At 72.7% G+C, this 12,739-nt stretch carries 9 protein-coding genes; 3 read left to right on the top strand and 6 right to left on the bottom strand.

Features of this window, described 5'->3' with window-relative positions; genetic code table 11:
- Nucleotides 1-327: 327 nt before the first annotated feature.
- The 5 genes from IE271_RS10335 to IE271_RS10315 all read right to left on the bottom strand — a co-directional run bounded on the left by IE271_RS10335 (nucleotide 328) and on the right by IE271_RS10315 (nucleotide 7,647).
- Nucleotides 328-1,404, bottom strand: a complete 1,077-nt coding sequence (locus IE271_RS10335) for an SDR family oxidoreductase (RefSeq protein WP_190189929.1) — start codon at nucleotides 1,402-1,404, stop codon at nucleotides 328-330.
- A gap of 37 nt (nucleotides 1,405-1,441) precedes the next feature.
- Nucleotides 1,442-1,903 carry a MerR family transcriptional regulator gene (locus IE271_RS10330; RefSeq protein ID WP_190189928.1) on the bottom strand — a complete coding sequence of 154 codons (462 nt, stop codon included), beginning with the start codon at nucleotides 1,901-1,903 and terminating at the stop codon, nucleotides 1,442-1,444.
- Between the two features lie 138 nt (nucleotides 1,904-2,041).
- A complete protein-coding gene (locus IE271_RS10325; RefSeq protein ID WP_190190026.1) occupies nucleotides 2,042-4,645 on the bottom strand; it encodes a glycoside hydrolase family 9 protein in 2,604 nt (867 codons plus the stop codon).
- A gap of 702 nt (nucleotides 4,646-5,347) precedes the next feature.
- Nucleotides 5,348-6,742, bottom strand: a complete 1,395-nt coding sequence (locus IE271_RS10320) for an APC family permease (protein ID WP_190189927.1) — start codon at nucleotides 6,740-6,742, stop codon at nucleotides 5,348-5,350.
- The gene (locus IE271_RS10315) at nucleotides 6,739-7,647 is read right to left on the bottom strand and encodes a carbon-nitrogen hydrolase family protein (protein WP_190189926.1); all 909 of its coding nucleotides are present in this window, start codon (nucleotides 7,645-7,647) and stop codon (nucleotides 6,739-6,741) included. Before IE271_RS10315 ends, IE271_RS10320 begins: the two co-directional genes overlap by 4 nt.
- Nucleotides 7,648-7,739: 92 nt before the next feature.
- On the opposite strand from IE271_RS10315, the gene IE271_RS10310 reads away from it, so the two are divergent.
- Nucleotides 7,740-8,375, top strand: coding sequence for a TetR/AcrR family transcriptional regulator (locus IE271_RS10310; protein ID WP_190189925.1), 636 nt, complete (start codon nucleotides 7,740-7,742; stop codon nucleotides 8,373-8,375).
- 538 nt (nucleotides 8,376-8,913) lie between these two features.
- Nucleotides 8,914-10,476, top strand: a complete 1,563-nt coding sequence (locus tag IE271_RS10305; protein WP_190190025.1) for an ABC transporter substrate-binding protein — start codon at nucleotides 8,914-8,916, stop codon at nucleotides 10,474-10,476.
- A gap of 156 nt (nucleotides 10,477-10,632) precedes the next feature.
- Here the strand turns inward: IE271_RS10305 and IE271_RS10300 are convergent, their stop codons facing one another.
- Nucleotides 10,633-11,661 (bottom strand): AraC family transcriptional regulator, encoded by a 1,029-nt coding sequence (locus tag IE271_RS10300; RefSeq protein WP_190189924.1) that lies wholly within the window; start codon nucleotides 11,659-11,661, stop codon nucleotides 10,633-10,635.
- Nucleotides 11,662-11,741: 80 nt separating this feature from the next.
- Between IE271_RS10300 and IE271_RS10295 the strand changes: the two genes are divergently transcribed.
- Nucleotides 11,742-12,593, top strand: coding sequence for an NAD(P)H-binding protein (locus tag IE271_RS10295; protein ID WP_190189923.1), 852 nt, complete (start codon nucleotides 11,742-11,744; stop codon nucleotides 12,591-12,593).
- Nucleotides 12,594-12,739 lie beyond the last annotated feature (146 nt).

Genomic DNA, 12,739 nt, shown 5'->3' with positions numbered 1-12,739 from the left:
CCGCCGGGGTGCCCCCGTACCGAAGCCCTTCGACGTGACGCCCCGGCCGTCCGCGGTGCACGGGCCGCCGCGGCCGGGTTCGTCGTACGCGCCGACGGCCACGGCGGCGCGACCATGGGACGGCGCGTGCGGGCAGGCGGACGGAGCGTTCCACGGTGTGGCCTCTCCGCCGGGCTTCCTGAGGACCTGTCAGGTGCCGCTCACGGCGCGCCCGGAACAGAATGGTCTTCTTGCGATTCCCTCGTCAGTATGAGTGTCTCCTTTATTTCGTGCGCGCTGTACCCGGGCGTCCGGCCGGGACCGGTCCCGCTTCCTGCCGGAGAACGGTCAGTTGTGCACGAGTCCCAGGTCGTACAGGCTCTCCGCGGTGTCCACGAGGGTCGTCGCCACGTCCCTGGGGTGCCAGCCGAGGACCGCGCGGGCCTTGTCGGTCCGCAGGACCGGGACCTTGCCCAGCTGACCGGCCGCCTCCCGCAGGGCGGGGTCCGTCCGGGCGGCCTCGCGCACCTGGTCCGCGGTCAGCTCCCGGGTGGGCACCCGGGCCGCGCGCTCGCCCAGGTGCTCGGCGAGGAGGGCCGCCATCCGCAGGAAGCTGATCGCGGTGTCGCTGCTGACGAGGAAGCGCTCGCCCGCCGCGTCCGGGTGGGTCATGGCCCGCAGGTGGGCGTCGGCGACGTCGCGGACGTCCGCCACGCCGAAGTACTGCGGGGCGACCACCGGCAGCGCGCCGTCGAGCATCGCCTTGACCAGGGCCACCGACACCGACAGGCGGGGGGTGAGGAGCGGGCCGAAGATGCCGGTGGGGTTGATCACCGCCAGTTCCGTCCGCCCGCCCTGGGAGGCCATGAAGTCCCAGGCGGCCCGTTCCGCCACGGTCTTCGATCTGATGTAGGGGGTGAGGTCGTCGTCCGGGTCGGTCCAGTCCCCCTCGTCGTAGGTGTCGCCGGGCTTGCGGCTGTAGCCGATCGCGGCGAAGGAGGAGGTCAGCACCACCCGTTCCACCCCTTCGTCGCGGGCTGCCCGCAGCACGCGCAGGGCTCCGTCCCGGGCGGGCACGATCAGCTCGTCGGGGTGCCGCGGCACCCCGGCCGGGAACGGCGAGGCGACGTGCAGCACGTAGGTGCAGTCGCGGGCGGCCTCGGCCCACCCGGCGTCCGCGGACAGGTCCGCCCGGACCACCTCCAGCCGCTCCCCGGGATCGGCCGCGCCGCCCGCCGCTGCTGCCGCCCGGACCTCGGCCGCCCGCTGCGGTGAGCGGACCGTGGCGCGCACGCGGTGACCGGTGTCGAGCAGCCGCCGGACGACGTGTGCGCCGAGGTAGCCGTTCCCTCCGGTCACGAGGACGAGTTCACCGCTCCGGGCGGGCACCGGGCCGGCCGGAGATGCGTAGGGGTCGTGCGTCATGTCCTGCTCCTGGTCGTGTCGGCGGCCGTGCGCGCGGTCAGCGCAGCTCCCGCGCCGTGTGCGTGATCTTCTCGACGGAGCGGTGCTCCGCCTCGGCGTCCCCGCGCTCGCGCGCGTCCCAGAGGTCGGCCTTCAGCCGCAGATAGCGCAGCCGGACGCGCAGGTGCCCGATCTCCTGCTCCACCCGCTCGGCGTTGCGCTCGAACAGCGCGCGCATCCGGGCCGCGTCGCCGTCGGCCCCGTCCAGGTGGCGGAGGTAGGCCCGCATGTCCTGGACGCTCATACCGGTGGCCCGCAGGCAGCCCAGTGCCTGGATCGTCTCCACGGCGGGGCCGCCGTACCGGCGGTGCCCGCTGCTCTCGTCGCGCGGCACCGGGGCGATGAGGCCGATCTTCTCGTAGTAGCGCAGCGTCGCCTCCGACAGGCCGCTCAGCCGCGACACGTCCTGGATCGACACCGAGGCCGCGTCCGCGGCGGTGGCCTTCTCTGTCGTTGCCATGACCCCAGCTTCGGACACATGAAGCGCTTGAGGTCAAGCCCGCCCGGCCGGGGAGCCCGCGAACGGGCGCGGGGCCGGTGCGCCGCCCCTCGGGGCGCCGCACCGGCCCGTCCTCACCTCACCGTTCCCGGCGGTGGCCTACGGGGCCACGCCGCAGCTCTTGCCTCCGAGGGTGAAGGCCCGCGGATCGGCCGGCGAGCCGCTCGCCGTGCCGTTGAAGCCGAAGTTCACCGTGGCGCCGGGCGCGAGGGTGGTGTTCCAGCTCTCCGGCCGCGCGACCACGTCCCGTCCGGTCTGGGTGACCTTGGCGCTCCAGGCCTGGGTGACGCGCTGGTCGTCCGCGAAGGACCACTTCAGCTCCCAGGGGCTGACCGCGCTCCTTCCGGTGTTCTTCAGCGTCACCTGGGAGGTGAAGCCGCTGTTCCAGCGGTACGAGTGGTAGGTCACCTCGCACACCTCGTCGCCGCCCGGGTTCTCACCGCCCGGGTTGCCTCCCCCGAGGTCGTCCAGATACGAGGCGACCCAGGCCAGCGGGGCGTTCCAGTTGATGGTGATCTCGTTGGTCGCCCAGGACTCGATGTCGTCGATGTAGCACATGGCGGGGGCGCAGCCCTTGAGCTTGTCCTGGGCCACCGGGTCCTCGATGCCGACGTTCGGGCCGCCCGCGACCGAGCCGGGCGCCGGGTTCGGCAGCGAGGCGTCGAGCTGGTGCGCCCAGAAGCGGTGGTGCTGGTTGTGGGAGTCCCGCTCGCCGTAGCCGGTGATGTACGACTGGTTGAGCGGGTTGCGGCCCAGCAGGTACTCCATGCCGTGCAGCACCGCGTCCCGGTAGCCGGTCTCACCGGTCAGGTCGTGGGCCGTCGCGAGCACGACCATGTTGTTGAGGACCTGGCTGTTGGAGCCCCAGACGTAGGCGTCGTCCTCCGGTGCGTACGGCACGCCGTAGGCCGAGTTGCGGGAGTCCGCCGCGTAGCCGTCGGCCGCCTCCAGGACCATCGCGCGGACCGAGGAGAGCTGGCTGCCGGTGAGCTCGTTGGGCACGGTGGCCAGGCTCAGCGCGCCCAGCCCGGCCGTCGCGCCCCAGGACAGCCCGCCGCGCGGGAAGACCGCGTCGGTGTCACCGTGCAGCGGGGAGTCCAGCACCGCCTGGCGGAAGGTGTCCTCGCCCGTGGTCACGAACAGCTCGGCCGCCGCCCAGTAGAACTCGTCGCGCACGTCGGTGTCGGGATAGGCGCCGCCGCCCACACCGTCGTTCGGGTCGGCCAGCACGTCCGGGTGCGCCTTCGCCGCCGCCCAGGCGCTGCGGGCCGTCTTCAGGCACTTCGCGGCGAACTCCGCGTCGTACGCCTTGAACAGCCGGGCGCACTGGGCCGCGGTGGCCGCGACGTTCAGGGTCGCCGCGGTGGTCGGCGGGTGCAGCTCGCGGGGCTGCGGGTCCGCGGACGGGAGCAGCGGCAGCCCGGTCCAGGCGCGGTCATGGATCTTGTGGTGCACCATGCCGGCCAGCGGCTCGCCCTCGGGCACCTGCATCCGCATCAGGAAGTCCAGCTGCCAGCGGGCCTCGTCGAGGACGTCGGGGACGCTGTTGCCGCGCTCGGGGACGCGCAGCTTCCCGTCGCCGAGGGCCGTGCCGTCCGCGCCCTCGGTGTGCAGGGTGCGCTCGTAGGCGGCCATCACCTGGGCGACGGAGATACCGCCGTTGACGACGTACTTGCCGTGGTCGCCCGCGTCGTACCAGCCGCCGGAGACGTCGAGCCGGTAGTCGCAGTCGCCCGCCTGGCACGGCACGTCGGTGTCGCCCTGGTTGGGGGCCACGCCGATGTGACCGGCCGGGCGCGCGTACTCCTCGCCGACGAGGTCCGCGTCGATCTCGATGCCGCTGCGGTTGTGGTAGAAGTACGCGAGCGCGTCGCCGCGCAGGTCGGAGTAGAGGTCGTCGCCGATGGTGAACGGCTCGCTGGTCTCCTCGCCGATGCTGACGGTGTAGCCGTCACCGGCCTTGGTGACCGACGTGAAGTCGAAGGTGTGGACGTTCTGCCGGGAGGTGGAGTCGACCCCTGCCGGACTGGTCCTCCCGCGCGCCCGCTCGGTGCCGGCGCCGTCCTTCAGCACCCAGGTCTGCGGCTCGGTGCTCTCGGTGACGAAGGTCCCGGTCTTCGGCCCGCCGGTGAGGTAACCGACCTGGTTGACCCGCACCGGCGAACCGGTGTCCGGCTCGTAGACGGGCGGCTCCGCGCCACCGGTCAGCGAGACGTCGTCCACGCAGAAGGTGTACCCCCCCTCGCCGCCGCCCACCTGGAAGGCGAGCTGGGCCGCCGTGTGGTCGGCCTTGGCGGTGAAGACGTGCTCGAAGGTCTCCGCCGTCGCCCCGACCGGATCGGCCGCGGACAGCTCGGCGGTGTACGGGTCGGTGGCCATCTGCACGTTGGCGCGGATGGTGAGCGGGGCGGTGGCGGTGGCGGTGTAGCGCAGGGTGTAGCTCTCGCCCGTCGTCAGGGGCAGGCCGTTCTGGCCGAGGATGGCGTCCCAGGGGTTGGCCGTACCGGCGGGGACGTCGGCGCACAGACGCCCGTCGGCGATGCTGCCCGGGCTGTTCTCGGTCCACCACCAGCCGGTGGTGCCGGCCGAGAAGTCGCCGTTGGAGACGAGTTCGGGGCCGTCCGCGGCGCGGGCCTCGGCGGCGGTGGCGGACCCGGCCAGGGCGCCGCCCAGCAGTCCGGCGACGGCGACGGCGGAGAGCACCGCGTGTCTGCGGCGGTGCGTCCGTCCGCGCCGGGCCGGCGCGGACAGCGGGGATCGGGGGAACGGGAGGTGGGGCACGGCTCTGTCCTTCCGCGCGGGAGGGGCGGGGCAGTGGTGGCATAGGTCGGGTCATGGGGCGCTGGGAGCGCTCCCACGGCATCGTGGTGCCGCATCGGGCCCTCGTCAAGGTGTCGCGCGCACGACAATTCTCGGCCGAAAACAGTGTGGACGGGAGCCTGCCCCTTGCGGGTCACGTCATCCGGGGACCCTCCGGACGGCCGTCGGCGCGCGAGCCGGAGAGGCCGGCGTGCGGACCGGTCCCGGGGCCGACGGCGGCCACGAGGACGAACCGCTCGGCCTCCTGCTCCGGTGCCCGGGACAGGTTCCAGTGGCTTGCCAGCGGCGAAGGTGCACGAGCCGGGACCCGATCCCGACGAGGCGTGGAGTGCGGCCGGGAAGTGCTCGACCACGGCATCGGGTCCCGCCGCCGCACGCCTTCGGCGACCGCGGTGACGCCGACGCCGCGCCGGCGTGTCCCGGCCGGCCGAGCGTCGGCCCGTTGCCGGTACTGCCGCTGGTACGCCGCGAGGGGACTCCGCGCGGGCCCGCTCGATCAGCGGTGCCGGCCGCCGGCTGCCGGCTCCGTCGGCACCGGGAGGGCGGGGCCGGCCGGCTCTCAGGTCCGCCCTCCCCGTTCCGCGCTCATCGCGGTGCCGTGGCGCCGGCCGGCGGCTCCTCGGTGTCCAGGGCGTCCGCGGGGTCCGCGGCGTCCATGCGGAACTCGGGCGGTTCCCGGCGCAGACCGCGGGTGAGCACGAGCAGGTACACGACGCCGAGGACGAGCCAGGCGACGCCGAGCAGTACGGCGGTGTGGTTGAGCCTGGTCAGCAGGTACACGTCGGCGACGGCGCCGAGGACCGGCAGGACGACGTGGGTGAGGACGGGCCGCGTGGTGCCGTTCCCGCGGTGCGCCCGCCATGCCGCGATCACGCAGAGGTTGACGAGGGCGAAGGCCAGGAAGGCGCCGAAGTTGATGAACGAGGTGGCCGTGTCCAGGGACAGCTTGGTGGCGAGCAGCCCGATGACGGCGATGACCAGCAGGTTGAACAGAGGGGTGCGCAGCCGCGGGTGCAGCCGGCCGAAGGTGCGGCGCGGCAGCACCCCGTCGCGGCCCATGACGTACATCAGCCGGCTGGTGCTGGCCTGGATGGCGACGCAGGAGGCCATGCCCCCGACGAGGGTGATGGCGTTGATGACGTTGGCGAAGCCCTTGCCGCCGGCCAGGACCGCCACCTCGTACCCGGCGGTCGACTCGTCCTGGAAGGAGGCTCCGGGGTGCACCCACTGCAGCAGGAACGAGATCACGAAGAAGACGCCGCCGCCTACGAGGACGGTGAGCAGGATGCCGCGGGGGACGGTGCGCCGCGCGTCGCGCACCTCCTCGCTGAGGGTGCTGATGGCGTCGAAGCCGAGGAAGGAGTACGCGGCGATCGCCGCGGCCGCGGTGACGGTGCCCAGCGAGGCGGCGGGGTTCCACAGGGCGTGTGCGCCGTCCGCCGTGGGCGCGCCGCCGACCGTGTGGACGCAGACGGCGACGAGCGCCAGCAGCCCCACTGCCGTCAGGCCGAGCAGGACCTTGTTGACGCGGTCGGCGATGACGATGCCCAGGGCGTTGACGAGCGTGGTGACGGCGATGACGACGACCAGCCAGCCCCAGGTCGGCAGGGACGGGAACTGCACGTGGAGGTAGAGGGCCTGGATCAGCCACGCCACCATCGGCAGGAAGAGGTAGTCGAGCAGCAGGGCCCAGCCGGCGAGGAAGCCGATGCGCGGGCCGAGCAGCCTGCGCGCGTAGGTGTAGACCGACCCTGAGGCGGGGTGGTCGCGGGCGAGCTTGCCGTAGCTCAGCGCCGTCAGGGTCATGGCCAGCGTCGCCACGAGGTACGCGGTGGGGGCCACGCCGGCCGAGGTGCCGGCGATGACGCCGAAGGTGGAGACCACGATGGCCGGAGCCATGTAGGACAGGCCGAAGACGACGATCGACAGCAGGCCGAGCCGGGGGACGAGTCTGCCGGAGGTCTCAGGGGCTGAGGTCATGCCGTTTCCGCCGTTTCGTCGAAGGGGTGCCGGAGGCCGCCGGTGCCCCAGGTCGCGGGGTCGATCCTGCCGGAGTAGAGGGGGAGCTCGACCGGGGCGTCACCGGGCCGGAACTGCTCCCAGGGCCGGTTGAGGCCGGCGGTGCCGTACCGGCGGACCCGGTCGGTCTCGCCGAGGTCGATGACGTCGGTGAGCACGCAGTCCTCGGCGCTCGGCGCCTGCGTGCGGACACGGCCCTCCGGGTCCACCAGGAGGCTGCGTCCCAGGCCGGTGGGGGCGGCGGCGTTGACGCTCGCGACGAACACCTGGTTGGTGATCGCGTTCGCGCGGGCCAGCACCACCTCCTGCTCCCGGTCGCTGGTGGGCGTCTGCACGAGGTTGACGATCAGCTGCGCCCCCAGGTGGGCGAGGTTGCGCGAGATCTCCGGGAACCACGCGTCGTAGCAGATCGACAGGCCGACCCGGCCGTACTCGCCCATGTCGAGGACGACGAACTCGTTGCCGGGTGCCGTCGTCTCGTACGGGCGCCACGGGCAGATCTTCCGGTAGGCGGTGACGCGCCGCCCGTCGGGGGAGTAGACCGGGGCGGTGTTGTGGATCCGGCCGTCGCCGCCCCGCTCGTAGAGGGTGCCGGGCATCAGCCAGACACCGAGGTCCCCCGCGAGTTCGGCGAGCCGCCGGTCGCGGGGCCCGTCCAGCGGTTCGGCGAGTTCCTCGGGGGCCGCCGCCTCGCCGCCGGGGCCGGACGCGGGCTCGGGAGTGGCGAGGTGGAGCTCGGGGTGGACGAAGAGGCGCACTGTCGGCCGCTGCCGGGCCAGCCGCTCCAGCCCGAAGGCGAAGGAGTCGAGGTCGCCCGAGGGGTGGGCGGGCGCCTGGACGAGCGCAAGGGGGAGGGGTGAAGCCATGCGGAACTGCCTTCCGTGATTTGTTAAACGAAATTTGATTAATGAACCGGCCAGGTGTCAAGAGTCGATCGGCCGCGTGAGAGGATGAGCGCATGGCGCGCCCCCGCAACCAAGCCGCCCGCCGCGCACACCTCGTGCAGGCCGCGGCGCAGACGGTGCTCGACCGGGGCGTGACCAACGCCCGCCTGCGGGACATCGCCGACCGGGCGGGCCTGACCCCCGCCTCGGTCCTGTACTACTACCCGGACGTCAACGACCTGCTGGTCGCCGTGTTCGAGCAGGGCACGGAGACGTACGTGCTGCGCCGCCAGGAGGCCGTGGAGGCCCGCACCACCGACTGGGACAGGCTCTCCGCGTGCGTCGCGTCGGGCGTCCCCTTCCCCGGCGAGGCCGAGACGACGAGCCGCCTGCTGTACGAGCTGCTGCCCGTGGCCTTCCGCAGCGAGGCGGCCGGCGCGCGGCAGCGGGCCTTCGTCGCCCAGCAGACGGGCCTGTACCGGCGCGTGCTGGACGAGGGCGCCGCGTCCGGCGCGTTCCGCCTCGCCGCCCCCTCCGACTTCCTCGCCCGCGGCTTCGTGGCACTGGAGGACGGCTACGGCATCGACGTCCTCTCCGGGGCGGCCACCGCCGAACAGGTCGAGGAGCGCCTGCTGCACCACGCCCGGCTGGTCACCGGGGTGTCCGGAGCCGAGGTACCCGGAACCGGGGCGTCCGGCGCCGGCCGGTGACACCGTCCGGGGAGCGGAGGGCGGCGACCGCTTCGGTGTAGGACGGTCCTCGTAGGGGACTCGCCGACGTCCGAAAGCCGGCGGAAGGGCCGGGGGAGTCCCTGCCGGGAACCCGGCGGGGAAGCCGCGGCTTTTTTCCTAGTGATTTCCCGTGAAAGTGAGAACGGGCATGGATCGGCGGTGTGGTCATTGCGTGGCGCACCGGTCGTCGCCCGGTGAAGAAAGCGTGCGTGAGGGGGAGGCGGGGTGCCGTGATTCCGGTCGATATGACCGATGCGTTACTTCGAGAACGCGGGAAAAGCGAACCGCTGCGCTGCCGGCCTTCTGGTGCAGGCATCGGCCTCCCGTATTCTCCGTTCCCTTCGAACCGGCCGACTGCGTACCGTAATTGATCGCATCGCGTACGCTGTCGCCGGTCGTGTGGACCCGGTGTCCGCTGCCGGGGATCCATGGCGAGGGCCCTCGGCGCTGCTCGGCTGTCCCGGTGTCATGGGGAATCGAATACGAGGTGCGTGGTGCGGTGAACGCGTATAAGCGGATGCTGGTCCCTTCCGTTCTTGCGGGAGTGGCCTCGACCCTGTTGACCGGGTGCGGATTCGGATTCGGCGGGTGGGCGGACTCGGGTCCCGAAGTGGTCGTCGGAATGTCCGACGACGTGCTGGCCACGGACCCCGCCTCGGGTTACGACCCGGGTTCCTGGCTCCTGTTCAACAATGTCTTCCAGTCCCTGCTCAGCTTTCCCAACGGAGGCACCGAGCCCCGACCGGAAGCCGCCGAGAGTTGCGCCTTCACCGACAGCCGCGCCCGGATCTACCGGTGCACCCTCAAGGACGGCCTGAAGTTCAGCAACGGTGACCCGATGACCGCGGAGGACGTCAAGTTCTCCTTCGACCGGATGCGCAAAATCAACGATGCGTCCGGCCCCGCCGTGATGTTCCAGACGCTCGACATGGTGGAAACGCCGAACGAGAAGACGGTGGTCTTCCGGCTCAAGGTCTCCGACGCCACCTTTCCCAGCAAAATAGCGTCCGGTGCCGGTTCCATCGTCAACCACCGCTCATACGACCTGGACGAACTGCGCGACGACGGCGGTGCGGTCGGCTCCGGGCCGTACACACTGGAGTCGTTCGACAGGAACGAGGCCGTCTTCGCGGTCAACGAGAACTACAAAGGCACCGCCGAGGTGAAGAACTCCGGCATCAGGCTGAAGTTCTTCCACGCCGACCGGAGCGCCCTGAAGCAGGCCGTGCTCGACGGCGGGGTCGACGTCGCGTACCGCGGCCTCAGCGCCCGCGACATCGCCGCCATCGAGGAGCAGGGCTACAAGGAAGGGGTCGAGGTCGTCGAGGGGGACAGCGCCGAGGTCCAGCACCTGGTCTTCGACATGGACGATCCGGTGGCCGGCAGGCTCGGCGTGCGCAGGGCGGTGGCCCACCTGATCGACCGCGAGGCCCTCATCAAGGAGGTGCACCGGGACACCGCGATCCCTCTGTACTCGATCGTGCCGGCGGGCATCGGCGGTCACAACACCTCCTTCTTCGACCGGTACGGCGCCCGCCCGTCCAAGTCCGCGGCCAAGGCGGCCCTGCGGGCCGAGGGCATCACGGACAAGGTCGAGCTGACCCTCTGGTCGACCCCGTCCCGCTACGGACCCGCCACCGACCAGGAGCTGGCGGCCATCGCCGACCAGCTCAACGCCAGCGGACTGTTCGACGCCGAGATGAAGTCCGTGCCGTTCGACCAGTACGAGAAGGACATCCTCGCGGGCCGGTACGGCGTCTACGTCAAGGGCTGGGTGCCGGACTACCCGGACGCCGACAACTTCACGGCGCCCTTCTTCGGTGAGGGCAATGTGCTGGGCAACCACTACACGAACCGCGACATCACCGACTCGCTCCTGCCCTCCACCGCCGCCGCCGGCGACCGCACCTCCACGGTGAGGGAGTTCGGGCGGATCCAGGACATCGTGGCCGAGGAGGTGCCGGTCCTGCCGGTGTGGCAGGGCAAGCAGTACGCGGTCGTCCGCGAGGGCGTCCACGGCACCAACTACTGCCTGGACGCATCGACCGTGTTCCGCTTCTGGGAGCTCGGAAAGGAGTGAGCCGTGCTCGCGGGCGCCCGGCTCCTCCGGCCGGCGGCACCCCCGGCCGAGCGCGGCCGCCGACCGGTCTGACGGCCCGTCGGCCCGGAGTGACCGCACGGGCCGTCAGACCGGTACGGCGGCCACGGACTTGCCCGCGAGCGGTCGGCAGCCCGCTCAGCGGGGCGTCGCCGCCGTGAGGGAAAGAGCGGGGACGCCGGGCGGCGCCGTACGCGCGGGCTGCGGGGGCGGGCCGGCCGGCCGCTCGGGAACCACCGCGCCGGTGCGCCGGAACTCGCTCGGGCTGACCCCCCGTATCCGTTTGAACGCCGCGCTGAACGCGAACGCGTCGGAGTAGCCCACGCTGCGGGCGATCTCCGCGACGGTCGCCGTGCCCCGCTCGGTCAGCAGGTCCGCCGCGAGCGTCATCCGCCAGCGGGCGAGGTAGGTGAGCGGTGGTTCGCCGACCAGGTCGGCGAACCGCTTGGCCAGGGTGGAGCGCGACACCCCGATCCGGCCGGCCAGCGAGGAGACCGTCCACGGCGCCGCCGGTTCGGCGTGCAGCAGGCGCAGCGCGTCGCCGACGACCGGGTCACGCTGGGCGGCGTACCAGGCCGGCGGTTCACCGCCCGGCCGGTCGAAGTAGTCGCGCAGCGCGCACACCAGCAGCCAGTCCAGCAGCCGGTCGAGGACCACCTGCTGGCCCGGGGTGTCGGCGGCGACCTCGGCGGCGAGGTGGTCCAGCACGGGGTCGGTCCCGCCGCCGGAGTCCACGCGCACCACGACGGGCAGCGCGTCCAGCAGCCTGCGGCTGATCTCGCCGCGCACCGGGTAGGCGCCGACGATCAGCGTCGTCGCACCGTCGCCCGCGGCGTCGTCGGTGTCGTTCCAGCCGAGCCGGTGCCGGGTGCCGCCCTGCTCGGGCGTCGCGCAGTGCTCGCCGCACGCGACCGGCTCGGCCCGGGTGCCGACCTCGTCGACGAAGGTGAACGGGGCGGGGCCCCGCACGATGACCGTCTCGCCGGCGCCGAGCCGTTCGGGCGGACGGTGCTCCGGCACGATCCAGCCCGTACCGGTGAGGACCGTGCACAGCGTCAGGGGCGCGCCGTCCACGAAGCGCAGCGCCCAGGGCGGGGACAGGGTCGAGCTGCCGAACAACGAGCCCTGGGCCCGCATCCCGCGGAGGAGGTCACCGAACGCGTCCATCCACCGAGGTTAGACGATGACAAAGGCGATCCGGTTTCTCACCCATGGATGCGTCCGAGCGGGCGCCGTTGAATGCTTCCATGAGCAACGACACCACGAGCAACGACACCACCCTCGTCCTCGGCGCGACCGGCAAGACCGGCCGGCGGGTCGCCGCCCGGCTGAGGCTGCGCGGCACACAGGTGCGCGCCGCCTCCCGGACCAGCCGGACCCGCTTCGACTGGTCCGACCCCAGCGGCTGGGACACGGCCCTGCAGGGCGTCGACGCCGTCTACGTGGTGCCCCCGCCCGTGCCCGGACCGGTGCACGAGTTCGTGGCGCGGGCCGAGGCCGCCGGCGTGCGGCGGCTGGTCCTGCTCTCCGGACACGGCGCCGACACCTGGGGCGACTCCACGTTCGGCCTGGAGATGCGGTCGGCCGAGGACGCCGTGCGCGGCTCGGCGCTGGAGTGGACCGTCCTGCGCGCGTCGAACTTCGACCAGAACTTCGACGAGGACCTCTTCCACGCCCCGCTGGTCGCCGGCGAGCTGGCGCTCCCGGCCGGTGCGGTGCCCGAGCCGTTCATCGACATCGAGGACGTCGCCGACGCCGCGGCCGCGGTACTGGCCGAGCCCGGCCGGCACGCCGGACGGGTCTACGAGCTGACCGGGCCGCGCGCGCTGACCTTCGCCGAGGCGGTCGAGCTGATCTCCCGGGCGTCCGGGCTGCCCATGACCTACCGGCAGATCCCCTCCGCCGAGTACGCCGCGACGCTGGTGAAGGAGGGCTGGGCCGAGGACGACGCCCACCATGTCGCCGAGATGTTCGTGCTGATGGAGCGCGGGGTGATCGCCGAGGCGACGGACGGCGTCGCCACCGTGCTGGGGCGCGCGCCCCGGACCTTCGAGGACTACGTCGTACGGGCCGCGGCAGCGGGAGCCTGGCGGCGATGACCGCCTCCGGCGGACGCCCCGAGGCCCGCAGGGCTCCAGCGGGCGGAAGCCCGCGCACCGGGGCGGTCTCCGCGGACGGTCGCCGCCGCGCGTCCGAGGCGCACCGCACCGCCCCACCCGCCGCGCATACGGGTCGCACCACACCG

It is taken from the genome of Streptomyces minutiscleroticus, from assembly GCF_014650875.1.
GTDB lineage: Bacteria > Actinomycetota > Actinomycetes > Streptomycetales > Streptomycetaceae > Streptomyces > Streptomyces minutiscleroticus.
The sequence above is the reverse complement of the archived record's forward strand: the minus strand, read 5'-3'. Positions and strand labels throughout refer to the sequence as shown.